Source organism: Kribbella koreensis, from assembly GCF_039525325.1.
Taxonomy (GTDB): Bacteria; Actinomycetota; Actinomycetes; order Propionibacteriales; family Kribbellaceae; genus Kribbella; species Kribbella koreensis.
This window is the reverse complement of sequence record NZ_BAAAHK010000022.1, coordinates 194,157-214,873: the sequence shown is the minus strand read 5'-3', so window position 1 is coordinate 214,873 and position 20,717 is coordinate 194,157. Positions and strand designations below refer to the sequence as shown.

Here is a 20,717-nt window from a genome sequence, read left to right as displayed (position 1 = left end):
TGGTTGTTGCTGTTGGCAAAGGGAGTCAGCGGACCGGGCGGACGTCCACGTCGAACTCGAAGTTGGCCAGGCCGAGCGGTGCGAAGGTGTCTGTGGCCTTCTCGTCGAGCACCAGCAGGCTGATCGGCACGGTGCCGTCGTCCGGCCCCTGGCCGCCGCTGGCGGTGATACCGAGATCGTTCCGGCCGACCAGCAGATTGTTGACGGCATCGGTGATCCGGTAGTTGTCGGTCAGGCTGACCTTGCCCCGGTACACACACAGATTGCCCTGGTAGACCGTCTCGAACGCCTTCCGGAAGGCGCCGAGGTCACCGTGCGCGACGCCGACCGCGATCACCACCGGCGCCTTGCGGCTCCGCCCTTCGGGATACTTGAACCGGGTCCCCGCGATCTCGTCCTGCCTGGCCGCCAGGAAGGTCTGCACGGTCTTCGACTCGAAGTTGCCCGGCTTCGACGGCCAGCCCCCGGCCGGCGCCGGGCAGGCGAGCGCATCCAGGTCCACCGGTGGTGGCGTCCGGTACGCCGTCTGCTCCTCGACCGTGATCGTCTTGTCGTTCCAGACCCCGACCACATGCGCATTGCCGACGCTGACTCCCTTGACCGTCTTCGCGCCGGTCATCCGGGCCGGGTCGAACCCAATCAGCTTGACCCCGTTCTGGTCGCAGCTCGGTGCCGGCTGGAGGGCCGGGTCGACCACGGGCAGCGTGCTCATCACCGGCGGGCAGAACATCGCGTCCTTGCCGGGCGCAGCGACGACGTCGCCGTTGACCTCCACCTTGTCGCCGTTGCGCACCAGCAGGTCGTCGGCGGTCGGTTTGCCCGCCGCGCCGGTGCCCTCGGCAGCCTGAGGGGTCGGCTTGCTCGCCGGTGGGGCGACGGCCGGCTCGTTGTGGTCCGGGAGGATGGTCAGCGCGGCGACGGCGATCGCGGCGACGCTGGCGGCGGCCAGGGTCGGGATCAGCCAGCGACGCTTCGGTGTGTTCTTGGCGCTCATGATCCGGTCGAGATCCGGCTCGGGAGCCGACGGCTGGGTCGCGCGCCACTGGGCGCCGGCCTCCGCCAGCAGGTCGTCGACCTTGTCGGTCGGGTTCATTCGCTGACCTCCAGCAGGGAGCGCAGGCGGGCCCGCGCGTCGGAAAGAGTTGATTTGACGGTGCCTTCGGAGCAATCCATCACCGCTGCGGTGTCAGCGATCGACAGGTCGGCGAAGTAGAAGCAGTCGACCGCCAGCCGCTGCCGGGAGGACAGGGTGCCGAGCGCCTGGTTGACGTCGACCTGTCCCTCGACGTCGGGCCGGGCCACGGCCTCGTCGTGCTCCACCAGCTCCGCGACCGGGCGCAGCCGGCGTACCGCCTTGCGGGCCTGGTCGGCGGTGATCGCGAGCAGCCACGATGACGCGGTGCCACGGGTCCCGTCGTACTGGTCGCGCTTGATCCAGGCCCGGGTGAGCGCCTCCTGGACGATGTCGTCGCGGTCGGCGCCGACCGCGAGCCGCGCGGCCAGCCTGGCCATCGCGGGCAGGTGCGGCCGCACCCACTCGACGAACCCGGCCCCGTCCGCGGGCGGGGCCTGCGCCGGCACCGGCTCGTTCGTCATCGTCGGCATACCTTGTCTACCCCGGGAACAGCCGTCCGGTTGGGGCCCTCCGGCAAGGTCAACGAGAGCGGCCTTGCCAAGTCATGGTCTTCGCGAGTCACAGCCTTGGTTCAATTGGGTTGACCGTACCCGGCGGATCGGCGTACCGTCGCGATCCTTGCCTTGACAAACGGGTGCGCTTCGGCGTGCCTGCACAGTGGTGTCCGAACCCCCCGCCCGTTCCGGATCGGGGGCGGTTCTGCGTGTGCCACTGACCTGTTCGGACATCCCTGGGCTGATTCGAAGGGGGTTTCGTGGGCGTTTACTGGGCGATCGCGGTGCGGTCGTTCCGCCGGTTCTCGACATACCGGATCGCCACCTTGTCCGGTGCTTTCACCAACACAGTGTTCGGTTTCATCTTCTGCGGCGTCTATCTGACGCTGTGGCACGCGCGGCCCGGCCTCGGTGGGTACGACACGGCCGACGCGCTCACCTTCGTCTGGCTCCAGCAGGGGCTGCTGATGCCGGTCGGGATCTTCGGCGCGACCACCACGATCGAGCTCGGCGAGCGGGTCCGGTCGGGTGAGATCGCGGTCGATCTGTACCGGCCGACGCAGCTGATGATCTGGTGGATGTCGGTCGACGCGGGGCGGGCGTTCTTCCAGTTGCTGGCGCGGGGTGGGCTGCCGTTGCTCGTCGGCGCGCTGGTCTTCGATCTGAGTTGGCCGTCCTCGGCGGTGCAATGGCTGGCTGTCGCGGTGTCGCTGGTGTTCGCCGTGCTGGTGAGTTTCGGGGTCAGGTACCTGGTGGCGCTGTCCGGGTTCTGGATCACCGACTCGCGAGGTACGGAGGCGGCGGCGCTGGTGCTGTCACTGTTCTTCTCCGGCGCGACCTTGCCGCTGGTGGTTTTCCCTGGGTGGATCGGTGAGGTCGCGCGGGCCACTCCGTGGGCGGCGACACTGCAGGTGCCGATCGATGTCTGGCTGGGGCGGAATCCGGGTGGAGCCTGGTCCGCGCTGGGGTTCCAGGTGATGTGGATCGTGCTGCTCGGGCTGGCCGGCTGGGTGGCCACTTCGTTCGCGACCCGGAAGGTGGTGATCGCCGGTGGATGAGTCGATCCTCCGGAGGGCCCTGGGGTGGCCGGGGCAGTACTGGATGCTGGTGACGATGTGGATCAGGTCGTCGATGGTCTATCCGATGTCGTTCCTGCTCAATCTCGTCAGCACGGCGCTGATCACCGTCGGCGACTTCGCCGCGGTCCTGCTGATGTTCAGCCACATCGAGTCCTTCGGCGGCTTCAGCCTGGCCGAGATGGCGCTGCTCTACGGCACGACGTCCGCGGCGCTCGGGCTGGCCGATCTGCTCACCGGGTCGATCGAACGGGTCGGGCAGCGGATCCGGACCGGTGAACTCGACGTCTGGCTGGTCCGGCCGGCGCCGGCCTTCATCCAGGCGATCGCCGACAACTTCGCGCTGCGGCGGCTCGGGCGGCCGTTGCAGGCGACGATCATCCTGGTGCTCGCCCTGACCCATCTGCCGCTCGACTGGACCGTTGCCAAGGGCATCGTTCTGGCGGTGTCGATCCTGACCGGGACGATCATCTTCGCGTGCATCTTCGTGCTCGGCGCGGCGTTCCAGTTCATCTCGATCGACTCGGCCGAGCTGGCCAACTCGTTCACCTACGGCGGGCAGCAGCTCACGCAGTACCCGCTGTCGATCTTCGGCAAGAACATCGTCCGGGCCGTCACCTTCGTGGTCCCGCTGGCCTTCGTGAACTACTACCCGGTGCTGTACGTGCTGGGCAAACCCGCCCCGCTGGGGCTGCCGTCCTGGATCGGCCTGCTCGCGCCGCTGGTCGCCGTCGTGATGATCACGGTGGCGTCGCTGGCCTGGCGCGGCGGGCTCCGCCGCTACCGCAGTACAGGGAGCTGAACATGTCAGTGATCGAACTCTCCAACGTCTCCCGGGCCTTCACCGTGTCGAGCCGCGCCGGGTTGCGGCGTACTCGCCGGGAGGTCCGGGCGGTCGACGACCTGACCTTCACCGTCGAGCCCGGCGAGGTGATGGGCTACATCGGCCCCAACGGCGCCGGCAAATCCACCACCATCAAGATGCTCACCGGCATCCTGGTCCCGACCGGTGGTTCGATCCGCGTTGCCGGCGTGGACCCGTCCCGCAACCGCCTCCGCCTCGCCCGCCGGATCGGCGTCGTCTTCGGCCAGCGCACCACCCTGTGGTGGGACCTCCCCCTGAAGGACTCCTTCGCCGTCCTCCAGAAGATGTACGGCGTCCCCCGCGCGCGCCACCGCGAAAACCTCGCCACCTTCGTAGACCTACTGGACCTAGGCGACCTACTGGACGTCCCCGTCCGCCAGCTCTCATTGGGCCAACGCATGCGAGGCGACATAGCCGCCGCCCTGCTCCACGACCCCGAGATCGTCTACCTGGACGAACCCACCATCGGCCTGGACATCATCAGCAAGTCCCGCCTCCGCGAATTCCTCGCCCAGATCAACAAAGACCGCGGCACCACCATCATCCTCACCACCCACGACCTGGACGACATCGAAGCCCTCTGCTCCCGGGTAATGGTCATAGACCACGGCCACCAGGTCTTCGACGGCACCCTAGACCGCCTCCGCTCCAGCCAGTCCGCCCCTCGAACCCTGATCGTCGACCTGGCCACCCCCCACCCACCCATCTCAATCCCCGGCACCACAGTCACCAGAACCGAAGGCCCCCGCCAGCACCTAACCTTCCCTCCCACCACCAGCGCCGCCCCCCTGGTAGCCCAGATCGCCGCCTCCTACCCCCTGGTAGACCTCTCCATCTCCGACCCCACCATCGAATCAATAATCGCCCGCCTCTACGCCACCTCAGGCAAGATCAGCAACGTGTGAAGCAAACACCTGCTCCGGAGCGAGCGCTTCGGCGTCTCGGCGCCAGTCGTCGAGGTGGTCGCCCATCAGGTCTTCGTCCAGCGGTTCGAGGCCGGCGTCGATCACAGCTCTGGCCTTGCTGACGGTCACCCGTTCGTACTGCAGATCCTGGGCCATGAAGTAGTCGTCCCGCAGGCCTTCGTTGCGATGGAACTTGCCGGTGTCCGGAACGTAGGTGTAGATGTCCTCGCCGATCAGTGCCGCCACCCAGACGAATCGCCCGCCGTCCTTGACCAGATAAAGACTCATAGCTCCTGACCTTTCCTGTCGGCCCACCGCACGATGCCTGCGCGGCGATTGCTGGACTGCTGGGGACTCATGGTTGCGTTGGGTCGATCCGGGTTACGGTCAAGACCATAGCCACGTGCGGTCACAGGACAGCCGCCGAGTTCGGTCAGCCGATCGAGCCCGTACGGCGTGGGCAGGCTCTCCGAAAGCCGGATGCATTCGCGCCTCGCCAGCTCCCGCTCCGGTTTGGAGCGCCGCTCGTCGCGCTCTACCTCGTACGGTCGGGTGGTCGCCTCCTTGACGGCGATCGACGCCGCCGAGTGCACCTGGACCTCAATGCGCTGCCCCCGGGGATCGTGGGTATCGAGGTGAATTCCCTTGTACCGGCTGCCGGGCACATACGAGTTGCGGATGCGCTTCAACTCCCAGCCGCGGTCCTGGAGCCGCGAGGCCGTCTCCTTCAGCAGGTCGACCAAGCGTGTGTGATCGCCGGTCATCATCGTGTAGCGCTGCAGGTCCTCGAGTGACGGTTGCCGACGGCTACTACCGATCTGCTTCTTGAGCTTCCGCGCCAACGACTGCGGAGATTTGATCCGCCGCTCCAGCTGATACAACTTCGCGCCGTCCGCCACCGAGCCGAGCAACTCCTTGGTCGCCTCGGCATTCCGCCAACCGATCGCCTCCAATTGGAGCAGGGCCAGCCTGGTCGCCCGGACGCCGTACTCCGCTGCGATCTGCGCCTTACTCCAGAGCGGTTCCCCCCAGTCCAACGGATACTCAGCGGAGAACCGCGCATGCAACTCGCGGGGCTCTGGGAGCCCTTCCAGATTGGGTGAGGTGGGCGGCATCTCTTCCCCCTGCTTCGGTCGATACTTCGACCGTAGTCAGCAGGGAGCGGGCTGTGGGGTGGAGATTTGGATCTGTGGATAACCGCTCAGGGATTGAAACCGGCAGCCATGGAGAGGACTTCGGCTGGGTTGAGAGGGGTGGGGTCGGCGCGCCACTCGGCCAAGGCGTCGGCGTAGTCGTCTTCGTCGAACGGGGTGATGACGTCGTTGATCAGCCGACGCGCTTCGGCACTGCCGATCGGTTCGTAGCTGAAGTAGCGCTCCATGTAGAAGTCGTTGCGCAAGGCATTGTTGTCATGGAACATCCCCGTGTTCGGGACGTAGCCGTACATCGTTTCGTTCGCCAGCGCCGCGACCCACACGGGCTCGCCCTCGTGCTTGACCAGGTAGAGCTTCATCGGCTCATTCCATCTCGTCTCGTCGGTGCAATGCCTTGGCTCGAGGCTCGCTGATCCGGAGCCGTTCCGCCGGCCTGGTGGCCCGAGCCGGTCTTCGCGCGGGAGTCACTGTAGTTGTTGACCACCACTCGGCGACCACCGATCTCGGTCAGATCCGCGATGCCAGGTGGGTCGATCAAGGTCGCAGAGAGCCGGATGCATTCGCGTCGCGCAGCGGTGCGCTCCTCGGCCGCGGCGTCTGCGCTGCGCTCGATCTCGTAGTGCGGCGTGGTCGCCTCCTTGACCGCCACCGACTGCGCGGAGTGGAACTGCACCTCGACCGGATCACCCGTCGACGCCTTCATCCACGCGTGGATTCCCTTGTAGCGTGAGCCTTCCGTGTACGAGTGCATGGCCGAGCCGACCCGCCACCCGGCGCGATCCAGCCCATCAGTCGTACGCCGAGTGGCTGCGACGACTGTTTGCGGGTGTTCGGTCAGCACCGTGTACCGGAGTACATCCTCGATCGGCTGATTCCAAGCTCTGCCGCGCTGCCGATCCGCGAGTTTCCTCGCCAGAGATGCCGGCGACTTGATGCGCGAGGCGAGGTGGTAGGCCGACCCTGTCGATGGCATCGCGGCCAGGAACTCTGCGGTGACCCGAGGCTCCGATGCCACCAGGCGCTCCAACGTCCGCAGACTCCGCTCCGCTACCTTCTGGCCGTACTGCTCCACGATCTCCGCCGCGGTACCCGGATCCTCTCCCCAGTCGACCTGCCCGTGGACTTCGAAGGCACGCAGCAGGTCACGAGGTTCGGGCAGCGGGTCCGGAGGCGAACCGTTGAGTGCCATGAATCCCCCAGTACGTCGTCGAACTCCGACCGTACTGAGTTGAGATAGAGCTGTGGGGTGGGTTTTCGGATCTGTGGATAACTCATGCCGGGCGCCAAGCCGCGGTCAGCTACCGCCAATCTCAACCCACACTGCTGCCCTCAACCGCTCCTGCACTTCGCAGCGTCCCTGCCACCGATTCACCCCGCGCTGCCCGAGCGCGCGGCACCTCGCCAACCACAAGCCGAAGAGGCGCACTATTCTTTGTTCTTTGTTCTTTGTTCTTTGTTCTTTGTTCTTTGTTCTTTGTTCTTTGTTCTTTGCTCTTTGCTCTTGTTCTTTGTTTACGTTAGTTCGGCTTCTAGGACTTGGGTTAGGAGGGTGGCGAAGGGGGTGGGGTGGCTGGCGTAGCCGGTGTGGGGGCCGGGGAAGGTTACTACTGGCCAGCCGAGGTGGGTGGAGAGGACGGCTACTGGGCGGGCGGGGAGGTGGGCGGAGGCTTGGCGGCCGGCGGCGGGGACGATTTTGTTGGTGTGTGGGACGAGGGCTTGGAGGTTGGGGCGGTAGGTGGTGAAGGGGATCAGGGTGTGGGCGAAGTAGGTTTCGGTGTTTTTGTGGGTGCGGTCCAGGAGGTCTCGGTATTCGGGGCGTAGGTCTTCGGGGGCGGGGAGGTCGTCTTCGTCCAGGCCGGTGCCGCCGGCGTAGAGAAGTTGGGCCATCGGGGCGCCTTCTCGGAGGTACGTTTCGTGGACGTCTTCGAAGAACGCGCGGGCGTCGGTTGCGTCTGGCAACAGTTCGATGCAGGGCGGCTCGTGGGCTACGAGCATGCGGACGCGGTCCGGGTGGTGGGTGATCAGGTCGAGGCCGGTGATGGCGCCTGTTCCGGTGCCGAAGACGAAGGCTGGGGCGTTCGGAGACAGTAGGTCTATGAGGGCCAGAGCATCGGCTGTTGAGGTTGCTACTGCGTCACCGGTTGGCTCGGCTGTGTACTGGCTGCGGGAGTTGCCACGCGGGTCGTAGGCGACGACTGTGTGGGTGGCGGCCAACAGGTCGATCATGCTGTCGAAGGCGCCTGCGTCGCTGTCTCCGTCGGCGATGAGGAGGAGTAGAGGACCGGTGCCGGTGACCTCGTAGTGGAGGGTGGCGCCGGGGACGGGGAGTCGGTTCAAGGTGCGGGCGGTCATCGCAGGGATCCCGTCAGTACGCGCTGCAGCAGCGTGGCGAATTCGAAGGGGTCGCTGGCATAGCCGCCATGCCCGCCAGGGAACGCGACGACATCCCAGCCGACGCGGTCGGCCAGGGCGAGGATGGGTTCGGCCGGGAGGACCTTCGACGATTCGCTGCCTACGGCCGGTACGAGCTTGTCTTCGAGCTCTACCAGCGCGGCGACGTCGGGAACCCAGCTCGTGAACGGCAGAAGCTTGTGGGCGTAGAAGATCTCGCTGTTGGCGTCCATCCGCTCGGCGACCTCGCGGAACTCCGGCGGCAGGTCTTCGGTCGGCGGCAACTGGTCGTCCTCGTCGATCCCGATCCCACCGAGGAACAGCTTGTCGGCGGCCAGCCGGCCGTCCCGCCGGTACGTGTCGTAGACCGACCGGAAGAACGCCCGCGCTGAAGTTGCGTCCGGCAACAGTTCGACGGCCGGCGGCTCGTGCGCGATCGCCAGCCGGATCCGGTCCGGGTGGCGGATCAGCAGTTCCATCGCCGTGATCGCTCCGGAGCTGCTGCCGAACACGTACGCCGATTCCGACCCGGCGACCGCGTCGAGCACGGCCAGCGCGTCCTCGGCGGCGACGTCGACGCGTTCGTCGGCCGGCTCACCGTCGTACGGGCTGCGCGAGTTGCCGCGCGGGTCGTAGGCGACGACCGTGTACTGCGCCGCGAGCTGCGGCACGATGCCGTCGAACACCGCCGCGTCGGTACCGCCCCCGGCGATCAGCAGCAGGACCGGGCCGGTGCCGGTCGTTTCGTAGTACAGCGCGGCGCCGGGCACAGCCACCCGGCCGACGGTCTTCACGGTCATCCAGTCACCCCTCGGATCAGCAGCCACCCTCGCTTCGAAAAGGTGGTGACTACAGACTGCTGAACAGCGCTGGTACGCCGCGCACATCCGGCTGGCATGAGCCGCCCGACCGTGCCAGCGCCTCCCTAAGCGGCGTCCCCCGAGGCGCCGTCCGCCGAATCCGAGTCCGCGTCGGGGCCTTCGAGCGCGGCCCAGGGGTCTCGCGGGGCGGCCACCCGGCGGCCTTGCGGGCAGATCCGGGCGAAGTCGCACCAGCCGCACAACGCGGACGGCTCTGGCGGGAAGTACTCGTCGGCCTCGGCAGGCGTGAGCCCGCTGTGCCACCGCGCCTCGGCGGCCGCGGCGTCGTCCGCGATCGACTCGGCGCGACGCTGGTGACGAGCCAGCGACGCGTCGTCATGGTCGGCCGCGGCGACGGTGTTGGTCGGCAGGTGATGCAGCTCGACCCGCGTCGACGGCCGGCGCAGGACACGACGAGCGCCCAGCACGTAGAGCGCCATGGCGAGGGACGATCGCGCGTCCGCGCTGGTCAGCGGGTGGCGGCCGGTCTTGTAGTCGACGATGACCAGTTCGGTCCCGCCGCTGCCGTCGCGGGCCGGGCGCTCGTCGATGCGGTCCACGCGGCCGCGCAGGCTGGCGCGCTCCGTGGTGAAGGCGACAGTGCGCTCGACGCCGAGCGGTTCGTAGTACGGGTCGCTGTCTCGGAGGTAGCCGAGGACCATCTCCGTGGAGCGCTCGCGCCAGGTGAGCGCCTGCTGCTCGTCGCGGAATCCCTCCTGCCGCCAGCTCGAGCGGATCTTGGCGACGACCTCGTCCGGCGTACGCCGGGACGCCGGCCATCGTCCGAAGAACTCGGCCAGCACCTCATGCACGATCCCGCCGACCGTGTTGTGCGCCCACGGCGGTCCCTTCGGCGGGCGCGGCGTCTCGAGATACGTGTACCGGTACTTCCGCTTGCAGTCGGCGAAGTTGAGCAGTTTCGTCGGCGTCGCCACGAACAGCTTCGTCGGCATCCCCGGCAGGGTGTCGCTCATCAACCCGCCTTGATGAAGTCGGTCACCGCATCCGCCACGAGCTGTACGGCGATCGCGCTCAGCAGCAGACCCGCGATCCGGGTGACGAGCAAGACCCCGTTCTCTCCCAGCACCCGCATGATCAGCCCGGAGAACCGCAGCGTCAGCCACATCACCAGGTGGATCAGCACGATCCCGACCGAGATCGCGACCACGTCCCGCAGCCTGCCGTCGGCCTGCTGGACGAACACCATGGTGGCGACGATCGCGCCGGGGCCGGCCAGCAGCGGCGTACCGAGTGGGACGAAGGCGATGTTCACGTTCTTCGTCTGGACCGGGTCCTCGGCGGTGTCGGTCAGCAGTTGCAGCGCGATCAGCAGGAGCAGCAGACCGCCCGCGCATTGCAGGGCCGGCAGCGAGATGCCCAGGTGGCTGAGGATCTGCTGGCCGAAGGCGGCGAACGCGACGATCACGCCGAAGGCGACCAGAACCGCCTGCCAGGCGGCCTTCTTCCGGACCGCGCGCGACTGCCCGGCCGTCAGCGAGATGAACACCGGGACGGTGCCCGGCGGGTCCATGATCACGAACAGCGTGACGAAGACCGAGCTGAGCAGCGAGAGGTTGATGATGCTGTTCACGGCAGGTAGGCCTCGGGCACCGTCGCGCCGGGGGCAGCCGCCGCGTTCGACTTGGCGACGTCGAGGAGTCGCTGGAACTGCTCCGGCTCGGTCGTGTTCACACCCAGGTCGTGGTCGATCTTGCCGATGCCGTGGTGGTCGCTGGAGCCCGTGTAGATGATGCCGAGGTCGTTGGCGATCGCGCGCAACGCAGTACGGGACTCGGGCGAGTGGTCCTGATGGTCGACCTCGATGCCGGCCAGGCCGTGGTCGGCGACGAGCTGAGCGATCCGCTCGGCGTCCATCACCTTGTAACTGGAACGGCCCCACGGATGGGCGATCACCGGTACGCCGCCGGCTTCGCGGACCAGGTCGATCGCGTGACCCGGCTCGATCGCGTAGTGCGACACGTGCCCCGGACGCCCGTCGGCCAGGAATCGGTCGAAGGCCTCGCTCCGGTTCGCGACCGTGCCGTTGGCGACCAGCGCGTCGGCGACGTGCGGGCGGCCGACCGACGGAGTACCGGTGGCTTGGGCAAGCACCTCGTCGACGGTCAGCGCGACGCCCATGCCGTTGAGCCGGGCCACGATCGACGGGATCCGGTCGGTACGGCCGTCGCGGACCGTGGCGAGCTCGGCGGCCAGCGGCTGGTACGACGGGTCGGGGAGGTACCCGAGGAGGTGGACGCTGATGCCGTTCAGCTTGCAGGAGATCTCGATGCCCGGCACGAAACCGATCCCGAGGTCCTCGGCGGCACGGCGGCCCTCGCCCCAGCCGTCGGCCGTGTCGTGATCGGTCAGCGCGATCACGTCCAGGCCGTCCCGCTTCGCATGTGCGATCAGGACGTCGACCGGGTCGGTGCCGTCCGAGCGGTTCGAATGGGTGTGCAGGTCGATGCGCACGAGTGATCGGGATCCCTTCTCTGGACAACTGTCAGCAGTGATGCTATCGGTGCTTGCCCTCAGCCCTATCGTTTTCCACATGGAACAGCCGCCAGAGACCGAACGGGTCGAGTGTGTCGGGGCTCTTGTGTACGACGAACAGCACCGGCTGCTCGTCATTCAGCGGGCCAACGAGCCCGGCCGCGGGCTGTGGTCGTTGCCTGGTGGGCGGGTCGAGCCGGGTGAGGACGATCCGACCGCGGTGGCGCGGGAGGTCGCCGAGGAGACCGGGCTGCGGGTCGAGGTCGGTGAGTTCGTCGGCGAGGTCGAACGGGACGCCCCGAACGGCAAGCTGTACGTGATCCGCGACTACCAGGCGGAGTCGGTCGGTGGCACCCTGACGGCCGGCGACGACGCCCTGGACGCGCGCTTCGTGAACCGCGAGGAGTTCGAGAACCTCCCGACCTCGACGCTGCTCGCCTCCACCCTGGCCCAGTGGAACGCGCTGCCGGGTTAATTAGGTCGAACCCTGGCGACGGGCTGGCGGAGACTGGCGGGCATGGACGACGCGGAGCTGATCCGGGCGATCGAGGACAACACAGCCGAACTGCTGCTCACAATGGGCGAGGCCGGCGGCGGCCGTCAACGCTCCGATGGGGTGCTGTGGAGTATCGGTGGGTCGCCGCTCGACTATCACAACGCGGTGGTCGGGTGCTTGGTCGAGGACGGCGCTGCGGCGGATCGGGTGGTTGCGGAATCCCTGCAGGAATTGAGGGATTCCGGCGTACCGGGGTGTTGGCATGTGGGGCCGTCGATGCGGCCGTTGGATCTTGGCGATCGTCTCCTGGCCGCTGGGTTCTCGTACGGCGGGCCTGAGCCCGGTATGGCGGTTCGGCTCGCTGACTTGCGCGAGGCCGAGGCGGACGGGCTGCGGATCGAGCGGCTCACAGAGGTCGATCAGCTGGAGGTCTGGGCTCAGACACTTGGTCGGGGCTTCGGCGAAGGTGTGAAGGAAGCGGAGTGGGTGGCCTCCGTGTACAGGCAGCTCGGGCTTGCCGATCCGTGGCGGCACTACGTCGGCTATCTCGACGATGAACCGGTTGCCACCGCGACCGTCTTGCTGGCGGCCGGCGTCGCTGGGTTGTACTTCGTGATGACCGTGCCCGAGGCCCGGCGGCGCGGGATCGGCGCTGCGATCACGGCCGCCGTACTACGGGAAGCGCGGCACTCAGGCGTCGAGTACGCCGTACTGGGCGCCTCCCCTGCCGGCCGGTCAATTTATGCGCGCCTCGGATTTCGGGAGCTCTGCGCCGTTCACCTGTACGAGTGGGCGCTCCCGGAGGAGTAGAACCGCGACCGCCGCGACGATGACGGCGGTCAGGCCGTGGATGCCGAGGGCGGTGGCGACCGAGCCGCCGTGGGTGAGGACGGCGACCATGTCGAAGACCGGGACGATCGTGACGAGGGCCATCGCGATGCCGGTCGCCCGGCGCTGACCGAGCGCGAGCAGAACCAGCAGGTTGAGCCCCAGGAAGAGGTCGCGACCGGCCTTGACCAGGTAGTAGCCGCCCGCGTTGCCGGTCGGCCAGGGGTCGATGCCGAATCCGCTCGCGGCGCCCAGCGGGTTGAACAGGAAGTTCAGCCCGAAGCTGATCGGCGCCAGCGCGAGGAGGACGGTGAGGATGGTGGTGATGCGGCGAAGGTTCATTTCGGACTCCAATTTCTAGCGTTGCTAGCTTTCTTAGCAACGCTAACACTGCCGTCGCTAGATTGTCTAGCAGTGCTAGCATCAACTCATGCCAGCAGAGCAGAGAAAAGCGAAGGCCCGCCACGAGCGTGGCCGCCTGATCGTCGCGGCCGCCCGCGAGCTGGCCGAGGCCGAGGGCTGGGAGGCAGTCACCACCCGCAAACTCGCCGACAAGGTCGAGTACAGCCAGCCCGTCCTCTACAGCCACTTCAAGAACATGGACGCGATCGCCGCCGCGGTCGCCCTCGAAGGAATCGAAGAACTCGGCGGCCTCCTGTCGAAGGCCACCGGCCTTCGCGGTCTGGCGGACACCTACCTGTCCTACGCGGCCGACCATCCCGCTGTGTACCAAGCGATGTTCGTCCGCCCGACCGACCTGACCTTCGCCACCGGCGACATCCCACCCGCCCTGCGCGCAGCCTTCGCGTCCCTCCGCGCCGGCGTCACCCCCTTCGCCAAGGACGACGCCGAAACCCTCACCGAACTCTTCTGGAGCTCACTCCACGGCCTGGCCACCCTGCAAGCAGGCTCCCGTCTCCGCCCGGATCACCAGCACCACCGAGTCAACCACCTGATCGCCCTGATCACCGGCTGACCCGGGTCACCGGCTGACCCGGGTCACCGGCTGACCCGGGTCACCAGCTGATCCAGGTCATCGGCCGAGCCCAGCCGACTCTCCGCCTGAGGGCAATCGGACGGTTTGCAGGCGCAGGCTGTCCCAGCGCGGCGAAGGTAGTTGCCGCGGATACGTCGGCAGTTGCCGAACAGGCACGGGCGACTGCTGTTGCCGCGAGAGGACGGACGGCTGCTGTGGGACGAGGGGTGCTGGGTTGGCCGGGGTCACGCAGTTGGACCAGGCCGAGGACAGCGTTCCGTTGAAGGCCTTCACGCAGAAGGTATGAGCCGCGGCTCCATCCGGATACAGCATGTCCACCCGCTCTGTGGTCCGGCCGACGACGGGGAAGAACAGATCGTGGTACGGCTCGTTCCGGACCCAGTTGCGGTACTGCACGATGTAGCCCGCCGCACCGCTCACCGCGGACCAGGACATCGTCGCGGCGTACACGTTGTCCGATGGAATCGTCGCGGTGAAGTTGGCCGGGACACCCGGCGTACCGGCTCCGGGGACGACCGGCATCGCGCCGTTGGGCAGGCCGTCGCCGTAGTAGTTGACCGATGCGACCGCGAGGTTGTAGCGATGCCCCGGAATCAGATTCGTGATCCTGTAGTTCGTCGCCGGGGTCTTGTAGGCGGTCAGCCAGGCGCCGGGGACGTTCTCGTCCACCGCGTAGACGATGAATGACGAGACGGTCTCGCTGTAGTCGCCGGTCGGTCGCGTCCAGGTCAGGTCGACGAAGTTCGAGCCGGGCAGCACCTTGGTCACGTTCGGACCGTTCGCCGTCTTCGGATTCGCGACAGCCGAAGCGGTCTGCGACGGCCCCGACTCGTAGTCGCCATGCGCCGCCGCCACCTTGAACTCATAGGTATGGCTGCGGAAGACCCAGGTGATCTTCCAAGTGTCCGCCGGGATCTGGATCGCTGAGCGCTCCCAGGCGCCGTTGACCGTCACATTGCGCTGGTAGAGCCAGTAGCCGCTGACGCCGAAACTGTGGTTCCACGAAATCGTGATGCCGGCATCGGTAGCCACTGCCTGGACGCCGGTCGGAGCGGCAGGCGTCAGATCCGTCACCGTCGCGGGGATCGCCGGGAACGCCCCGCCCAGACCGAACCGGGACGACAGCACCGTGGCGAAGGCCTTGGCGATCTTGTACTCGCCGACCCCGTTGGGGTGCAGCCCGTCGTAGGTGTCGGCGACTCCCATCGGCCCGTCGATGTCCACCAGCGCGACCGTCGATCCGGCCGTGCTCAAGGTGCTCAGTGAGTTGGCCAAGATCGAGTTGTACGACGAGATGGCGGCCGGCAGTCCCGGATTGCTGCCGAGCGGGGTGCGCTGGGTGACGTTCGCGACCAGGAAGTTGAGGTCCGGCCGCGCGGCCCGTGCCTCCCGGATGAAGGTCTGGAGGTTGGTCCACAGCCCATTCGGATCGGAGATCCCCCAGCCCAGGTCGTTGAAGCCGAGCTCGAGCAGGATGTACTTCGGATTCTGCGCGGCGACCGTCGCGCGGATGTTGTCCTTCGCCTCGGCCAGCTGACGACCCCAGCGGGCGTAGTGCTCGCTGTCGAAGCTGATGCCCGGCCGGTAAGAACCCTCATAGGCCGGCGGGACCGGCACGTCCGGCCAGCCGTCCGGCAGGGTCGCCGGCAGGTTCGTCGTACCGCTCCAGGGCCCGACGAAGTCCACCTCCTGCCGGAGATGGTTCGCCAGCCGGTAGCGCCAGGTGTAGTCGCCCTCGTGTCCCTGGCTGATCGAGTCCCCGACCACCATCACCTTGGTGACAGTGGTCGAGAAGGTCAGCTTGACCGGCGGCGAGGTGAAGGGACCGGTCGCGGGAGCATCCGAGTCGCCACCCTCGACCTCGATGGCGAGTGGACCACCGGCCGCCCACAACTGCCAGTCCTCGTCGGCCGGATGGAACTTGGTCTTGTTACCCAGATAGATGTTCGCCAGCGCTGCCGTTTGGCCGACGTGGCGGATCACCAGGGAGAACTCGTCGTACAGATGGCCGGCGGCGCCACCGGGTGCCCATCGGAACTCGGGCGCTGTCGACGCGCTGGCCGGACCTGAGGTGTGGGAGGTGATCAGCGGGGTCAGTCCACTGAGTTGCAGGGCCGAGGCGGCCAGTTCACGCTCGGTCGACGAAGCACCGGCCAGCAAGGCTTGCAGTGCAGGCGTGAGGGTCTTGGGTTTCGCCGACCAGAGGGTGGAGTAGATCCGGGTCGCGGCCCAGGTCGCGGACTCGCCGTCGACCGGACTGTCCCACAGATCCCACAGCACGGCCTGAACAGCCATCTCGCTGGTCTCGCCTTGCGGCTTCGGCAGGCCGACGCTCCCGCAGTACGCTGCTCCGCCGTCTTCCATCGAGTAGCTGAACGAGCCGCCCGCGCTGTTCGGCGGCCACGACTTGTCGTCGTACCGGCCATCGCCGATGTCGGGGGCGACACCGGCCGGTTTCGCGACGTCGTGCAAGGCGACCTGGCCCCAGAAGCTCGCCCATCCCTCGCTCCAGGCCAGCCGCGCCGCGTCCGGCTTGGACACGCCGGCTGTCCAGGCGTCCTCGCAGACGTAGTGACCGAAGGCCGGCGAGCTGTCCATGTCAGCTCGATGGGCGACGACATGCCCGACCTCATGCGCGATCACGTCCCAGTCGAGGGCATCCTCCTCGCACCACCTGGTACCGCAGCGCACATTTCCGCCGCCGATGTAGATGGTGTTGTCCAGACCCGACGTATAGCTCCGGTCGTCGCCGCTCGGATAGCGGATGATGAGGCCCGCCTCCCAGCCCCCCGGCTTCTTGCTCAGGTAGTAGTCGGACATGGTCTTCAACGCGTCCAGCGCGGCGAATGCGTGCCCGGTGTCGGAATCGCGGTCCGAGAGCACGTTCGCCCCGGTCCACGACATGCCGTCGGACAGGCTCTTGGACGGGCCGACGGCGACGTACTGCCGGTTGTCGGGGTAGGTGACGCCGCCGTTGCCCATGTCGGCGACCATCCGGACCGAGTAGGTGCCGGTCGTCGCGGTGGACAGCGAGATCGAGTAGGCGCCGGTGGACGACGAGCGGGTGGTTCCGCGGAGGGCGGAGCCCAGCCAGAGCTGGATCGGAGCATTACGTACCGGCAGTTGGACTCCGCGACCGTCGGTGTACTTCGCCGTTCCAGAGACAGTGATGCCGGCTGCCGCGGTCTGCGCGACCTTGCCAGGCGTTGACTTGCCTCGCGCTCTGCGGATGGCGGCCAGTTGTTCGTCGCCGGCGGGCTTGGTGAGCCAGCCGCGGCGTACGGCGTACTCGATCTTCGTCTGTTCCAGCAGTTCGGAGGTTGCCGCCGTCAGGAGGGTGGTTCGGACCTTGCCTGCCACGACCGACGCTCCGCCGGCTACGGCGCTCTGGGAGTTGGTGATCTCGGCGGTGACAGTGAAGGTGGGTGAGGGCGGCGCGCCGGCGCGGAGCAGCTTCGTGATCGCGTGACCGGCGGTGAGGGCGCCGAGGCCGGTCTTGCGGGTGAAGACGATCTTGTCGCCACTGAAGATCCGGAGCGTGACGTCGGCGGCCGGGACTGATCGGCGGGGAGTGATTCGCAGCCGATAGGTCCGTTGGTCAGCGTCGACCGCAATGCCGACCGCGACCTCAGGTTCACCCTCAGCTGACCCGACCGCGGCCCGCTGACCGGCAGTGGGAGTTGCTGCGGTTGCGGGCGATGGCGTGCTGCTTCGGGTTGCGGTGGCAGGGGCGGTGGTTGGTAGGTCGATGCCTACCGCCACCAACAAGGTGGCGGCCAGGATGGTGGTGCAGCGGGACAGGTTCATCGTTCCCCCACGACGCTCGGCGTGCGGGGACAGTAGGCGGGTTCGGGCGGCCGCAACAAGGCTTGGGTGGCCTTGTTGCAGCTACTGACATCGGGCCCGGGGGCTGAGCGGTCAGGCGTTCCATTGGTGGATGGCTGGGGAGCCTCGTTCCCAGCCGAGGATGGAGATGGTGGCTGTGTTGAGGACGAAGTGGCGGCCTTCGGTGACGTCCAGTTCCAGCCAGCGGGCGGTCAGGGCGCGTAGGGCGTGGGAGTGGCCGAAGACCAGGACGTCGCCGTCCACCGCGGCGATGCGGGCGTTGACTCGGTCCAGGCGAGATGAGACCTGGGCGGGGGTTTCGCCGTTGGGTACGGGGTCTGCCCAGACTGTCCAACCGGGGACAGTCTTGCGGATGTCCGCGGTGGTGATGCCTTCGTAGTCGCCGTAGTCCCATTCGACCAGGTCGTCATCGACCTCGGCCTTCGGGAAGCCGGCCAGTTCTGCCGTACGCCGGGCCCGCTGCCGCGGGCTGGTGAGGACGAGGTCGAAGTCGTGGCCGGTCAGCCGCTCGGCCAGCGACGCCGCGATCCGCTCGCCCTCCGCGGTCAGCGGCAGGTCCGTCGTGGACGTGTGCCGCCCCGACTTGCTCCACTCGGTCTCGCCGTGGCGAACCAGCCAGAGCCGGTCCTTCCGCTCCGCTGACTCTGCGTGTGTGCTCACCCGGACATCGTCGCAGAAAAGCCGATCCACCCACCGCGAGCCCTTGACCAACAGCACCGGCACAAGGCAGGGTCGGAAACTGTAAGCGCTTCCATTTTGACTCGAGGAGACCGACGGATGGGGTCCGGACCGACCGGCAGGCCCGCGACGATCTATGACGTCGCGGCGCTGGCGAAGCTGTCGATCGCGACGGTTTCACGTGTCCTGCAAGGGACCGGGCCGGTATCGGCGAAGGCCAGGGCCCGGGTCGACCAGGCGGCGCACGAGCTGAACTACGTGCCACTGCGAGCCGCCCGAAGCCTCGCGGTGCAACGTCATGAGGCGCACGGGCTCGTGCTGCCCGACCTGGCCGGCCCGTTCTACGGGGACCTGCTGATGGGGTACGAACGCTGGGCCGGCGAACACGGGCAGAGCGTCATCCTGACCGTCACACACGGCAACCCCGATCCGTCCCGCACCATTCGCGACCTGGCCGGCCGGGTGGACGGAATCGTTGTCCATGGCAATGCTCTCGAGCTTGCCGTGGTGCAGGACCTGCGGCGGGCCAATGTTCCGATCGTGCTGGTCGCGCATCCGCCGGTGACCGGCTGCGACTCGGTCCGCACCGAGAGCGCCTCCAGTGCCGAGCAGTTGACGAGCCGGCTGCTCGAGCACGGGCGGCCGAAACTGCTGTTCGTCGGTGATCCAGACAGCTCGTACGACGTTTCCGAACGTTACGTGGGATTCTCCGCCGCCTTCAGGTCTCGCGGACTGGAGGTACCGAAGCCGGAGCGGGTGCCGCTGACGGAGACGGCCGGCGAGGCGTATGCCAATAAGTTGCTTGAGGCAAGCATTCGGGTCGACGGCCTGGTTTGCGCCAACGACGAGTTGGGGCTGGCGATTCTCAACACGCTGGGGGACGGGGGCGTCGTCGTACCTGATGACGTCGTGGTGACCGGGTGGGACGACGTGATGGCGGCTCGGTACGTGAGGCCGGGGTTGACGACCGTGCGGCAGCCGATGGCTGAGCTGGGGCGGTTGGCGGCTCAGCGGTTGCACGAGCGGATCACCGGGGAGCGGACGCGGGCGCGTAACGACGTACTGGGGACTGAACTTGTGCTGCGGGGCAGCTGCGGCACAGGACCGGGGGAAACAAAGGCAACACGATCAACCGGTTGAGGAGAAACAACTGATGTTCACCCACACCACCCGCCGCCGACTGGTGATCGGCGGTGCGGCACTGACCGCGACCGCTCTGGCACTGACAGGCTGTGGTCGCTCCGCGGACAGCGGCGATTCGGCGCCCAAGGCAACCACCAGCATCGGCGACGGGCCGGCCACCGGAGACCTGACCGTGTGGGCGATGGGCACCGAGGGTGAGAACCTGCCCAAGCTGACCGCCGCGTTCGAGCAGGCCAACCCGGGCGTCAAGGTGAAGGTCACGCCGATCCCGTGGGACGCCGCGCACAGCAAGTTCACCACCGCGATCACCGCGCAGACGGTGCCGGACGCGGCGATGGTCGGTACCACCTGGATGGGTGAGTTCGCCGATCTGGGCGCGCTCGACCCGACGCCGGGCAGCATCGACACGAGCGGCTTCTTCGAGGGCGCCAACGAGACGACCAAGGTCGGCGACACCAGCTACGGCGTGCCCTGGTACGTCGAGACGCGGCTGGTCTACTACCGCAAAGATCTCGCCGCGAAGGCCGGCATCACCACTCCCCCGACCGACTGGGACGGGCTCAAGGCGATGGCCAAGGCGATGAAGGAGAAGGCGGGCGCGAAGTACGGGATCAACCTGCAGCCTGGTGGTACCGGGTCCTGGCAGACCGTGATGCCGTTCGCGTGGTCGGCGGGTGCGGCGATCACCGGGGACGATCAGAAGGAGTTCACCTTCGACACCCCGCAGATGCAGGAGGGGCTGAAGTACTACCAGAGCTTCTTCACCGACAAGCTGGCCGGGACCGATCTGCCGCCGAACCAGACCGAGGCGCAGTTCGTCAGCGGTCAGGTGCCGATGTTCATCTCCGGGCCGTGGATGGCCGGGTCGGTGGCCAAGCTCGGTGGCGAGAAGATCAAGCCGAACATCGGGGTCTTCCAGTTGCCGAAGAACAAGACGGCGACCTCGTTCGTCGGCGGCAGCAACTTCGTGGTCTTCAAGAACAGCAAGAACAAGGACAGCGCCTGGAAGCTGGTCAAGTGGTTGTCCGACGCGAAGACGCAGGCGCAGTGGTTCAAGTTGTCGACGGATCTGCCGGCTGTGAAGAGCGCTTGGGAGGACCCGAGCATCGCGAGCGATCCGTTGCTGCCGGTCTTCGGTAAGCAGCTCGAGGACGCGAAGGCGCCGCCGGCGATCGTGAACTGGGAGCAGGTCGCCACCGCGTTCGATGCCGAGGTGGAGAAGATGGCGAAGTCCGGCCAGTCCCCCGCGGACACCGCGAAGGCGATCCAGACCAAGGCCGCGTCGATCGGCACCGGTAGCTGATCGCGGTGAATTCGACATCAGTACAAGACCTGGACGCCGCCGCGCGCTCCGCG

The 20,717-nt window shown here is 67.4% G+C and carries 22 protein-coding genes; 8 read left to right on the top strand and 14 right to left on the bottom strand.

Going from position 1 to position 20,717, the window contains the following annotated elements:
- Nucleotides 1–25: 25 nt before the first annotated feature.
- Both ABD116_RS38930 and ABD116_RS38925 read right to left on the bottom strand, forming a co-directional pair.
- A complete protein-coding gene (locus tag ABD116_RS38930) occupies nt 26–1,093 on the bottom strand; it encodes a hypothetical protein (protein WP_343982871.1) in 1,068 nt (355 codons plus the stop codon).
- Nucleotides 1,090–1,596, bottom strand: a complete 507-nt coding sequence (locus tag ABD116_RS38925; protein WP_343982867.1) for an RNA polymerase sigma factor — start codon at nt 1,594–1,596, stop codon at nt 1,090–1,092. The genes ABD116_RS38930 and ABD116_RS38925 overlap by 4 nt, the downstream gene beginning before the upstream one ends.
- A 293-nt stretch (nt 1,597–1,889) precedes the next feature.
- Here ABD116_RS38925 and ABD116_RS38920 point away from each other — a divergent pair, with 293 nt between their 5' ends.
- From ABD116_RS38920 to ABD116_RS38910, 3 genes are read left to right on the top strand one after another with little or no spacing between them, the layout of a single operon-like run.
- Entirely contained in the window at nt 1,890–2,687 is a 798-nt protein-coding gene (locus tag ABD116_RS38920) for an ABC transporter permease (protein ID WP_343982863.1), read from the top strand.
- Nucleotides 2,680–3,507, top strand: a complete 828-nt coding sequence (locus ABD116_RS38915; protein ID WP_343982859.1) for an ABC transporter permease — start codon at nt 2,680–2,682, stop codon at nt 3,505–3,507. The genes ABD116_RS38920 and ABD116_RS38915 overlap by 8 nt, the downstream gene beginning before the upstream one ends.
- A gap of 2 nt (nt 3,508–3,509) precedes the next feature.
- Nucleotides 3,510–4,475 carry an ABC transporter ATP-binding protein gene (locus ABD116_RS38910; protein WP_343982856.1) on the top strand — a complete coding sequence of 322 codons (966 nt, stop codon included), beginning with the start codon at nt 3,510–3,512 and terminating at the stop codon, nt 4,473–4,475.
- Here ABD116_RS38910 and ABD116_RS38905 read toward each other — a convergent pair.
- From ABD116_RS38905 to ABD116_RS38865, 9 genes are all read right to left on the bottom strand, one after another.
- The gene (locus ABD116_RS38905; protein WP_343982853.1) at nt 4,452–4,763 is read right to left on the bottom strand and encodes an exonuclease/endonuclease/phosphatase family protein; all 312 of its coding nucleotides are present in this window, start codon (nt 4,761–4,763) and stop codon (nt 4,452–4,454) included. The two genes, ABD116_RS38910 and ABD116_RS38905, sit on opposite strands and share 24 nt — an antisense overlap.
- Nucleotides 4,760–5,428 (bottom strand): hypothetical protein, encoded by a 669-nt coding sequence (locus ABD116_RS38900; protein ID WP_343982851.1) that lies wholly within the window; start codon nt 5,426–5,428, stop codon nt 4,760–4,762. The genes ABD116_RS38905 and ABD116_RS38900 overlap by 4 nt, the downstream gene beginning before the upstream one ends.
- Before the next feature lie 248 nt (nt 5,429–5,676).
- Nucleotides 5,677–5,988 (bottom strand): hypothetical protein, encoded by a 312-nt coding sequence (locus tag ABD116_RS38895; protein WP_343982848.1) that lies wholly within the window; start codon nt 5,986–5,988, stop codon nt 5,677–5,679.
- Nucleotides 5,985–6,818 carry a hypothetical protein gene (locus ABD116_RS38890; protein ID WP_343982844.1) on the bottom strand — a complete coding sequence of 278 codons (834 nt, stop codon included), beginning with the start codon at nt 6,816–6,818 and terminating at the stop codon, nt 5,985–5,987. Before ABD116_RS38890 ends, ABD116_RS38895 begins: the two co-directional genes overlap by 4 nt.
- A gap of 323 nt (nt 6,819–7,141) precedes the next feature.
- Nucleotides 7,142–7,981, bottom strand: coding sequence for an alpha/beta fold hydrolase (locus tag ABD116_RS38885; protein WP_343982841.1), 840 nt, complete (start codon nt 7,979–7,981; stop codon nt 7,142–7,144).
- A complete protein-coding gene (locus ABD116_RS38880; RefSeq protein ID WP_343982839.1) occupies nt 7,978–8,820 on the bottom strand; it encodes an alpha/beta fold hydrolase in 843 nt (280 codons plus the stop codon). The genes ABD116_RS38885 and ABD116_RS38880 overlap by 4 nt, the downstream gene beginning before the upstream one ends.
- Before the next feature lie 125 nt (nt 8,821–8,945).
- Nucleotides 8,946–9,854, bottom strand: coding sequence for a RecB family exonuclease (locus ABD116_RS38875; protein WP_343982837.1), 909 nt, complete (start codon nt 9,852–9,854; stop codon nt 8,946–8,948).
- Nucleotides 9,854–10,471 (bottom strand): MarC family protein, encoded by a 618-nt coding sequence (locus ABD116_RS38870; protein ID WP_343982834.1) that lies wholly within the window; start codon nt 10,469–10,471, stop codon nt 9,854–9,856. Before ABD116_RS38870 ends, ABD116_RS38875 begins: the two co-directional genes overlap by 1 nt.
- Nucleotides 10,468–11,352, bottom strand: a complete 885-nt coding sequence (locus ABD116_RS38865) for a PHP domain-containing protein (protein ID WP_343982831.1) — start codon at nt 11,350–11,352, stop codon at nt 10,468–10,470. Before ABD116_RS38865 ends, ABD116_RS38870 begins: the two co-directional genes overlap by 4 nt.
- A 79-nt stretch (nt 11,353–11,431) precedes the next feature.
- On the opposite strand from ABD116_RS38865, the gene ABD116_RS38860 reads away from it, so the two are divergent.
- Both ABD116_RS38860 and ABD116_RS38855 read left to right on the top strand, forming a co-directional pair.
- Nucleotides 11,432–11,848 (top strand): NUDIX hydrolase, encoded by a 417-nt coding sequence (locus tag ABD116_RS38860; protein ID WP_343982828.1) that lies wholly within the window; start codon nt 11,432–11,434, stop codon nt 11,846–11,848.
- A 42-nt stretch (nt 11,849–11,890) separates the two neighbouring features.
- On the top strand, nt 11,891–12,679 hold the full coding sequence (locus ABD116_RS38855; protein ID WP_343982826.1) for a GNAT family N-acetyltransferase: 789 nt from the start codon (nt 11,891–11,893) through the stop codon (nt 12,677–12,679).
- Here the strand turns inward: ABD116_RS38855 and ABD116_RS38850 are convergent.
- Entirely contained in the window at nt 12,605–13,039 is a 435-nt protein-coding gene (locus ABD116_RS38850; protein WP_343982824.1) for a DUF4267 domain-containing protein, read from the bottom strand. The genes ABD116_RS38855 and ABD116_RS38850 overlap by 75 nt on opposite strands.
- Nucleotides 13,040–13,127: 88 nt before the next feature.
- Between ABD116_RS38850 and ABD116_RS38845 the strand changes: the two genes are divergently transcribed.
- Complete coding sequence (locus ABD116_RS38845) at nt 13,128–13,673, top strand: TetR-like C-terminal domain-containing protein (RefSeq protein ID WP_343982822.1); 546 nt, start codon at nt 13,128–13,130, stop codon at nt 13,671–13,673.
- Nucleotides 13,674–13,730: 57 nt separating this feature from the next.
- On the opposite strand, the gene ABD116_RS38840 is transcribed toward ABD116_RS38845, so the two are convergent.
- Nucleotides 13,731–17,501 (bottom strand): SGNH/GDSL hydrolase family protein, encoded by a 3,771-nt coding sequence (locus ABD116_RS38840; RefSeq protein WP_343982820.1) that lies wholly within the window; start codon nt 17,499–17,501, stop codon nt 13,731–13,733.
- Between the two features lie 111 nt (nt 17,502–17,612).
- On the bottom strand, nt 17,613–18,200 hold the full coding sequence (locus ABD116_RS38835; RefSeq protein WP_343982818.1) for a histidine phosphatase family protein: 588 nt from the start codon (nt 18,198–18,200) through the stop codon (nt 17,613–17,615).
- Between the two features lie 117 nt (nt 18,201–18,317).
- Between ABD116_RS38835 and ABD116_RS38830 the strand changes: the two genes are divergently transcribed.
- Both ABD116_RS38830 and ABD116_RS38825 read left to right on the top strand, forming a co-directional pair.
- Nucleotides 18,318–19,358, top strand: a complete 1,041-nt coding sequence (locus ABD116_RS38830; RefSeq protein ID WP_343982816.1) for a LacI family DNA-binding transcriptional regulator — start codon at nt 18,318–18,320, stop codon at nt 19,356–19,358.
- Nucleotides 19,359–19,371: 13 nt separating this feature from the next.
- The gene (locus tag ABD116_RS38825; protein ID WP_343982814.1) at nt 19,372–20,664 is read left to right on the top strand and encodes a sugar ABC transporter substrate-binding protein; all 1,293 of its coding nucleotides are present in this window, start codon (nt 19,372–19,374) and stop codon (nt 20,662–20,664) included.
- Nucleotides 20,665–20,717: the final 53 nt, after the last annotated feature.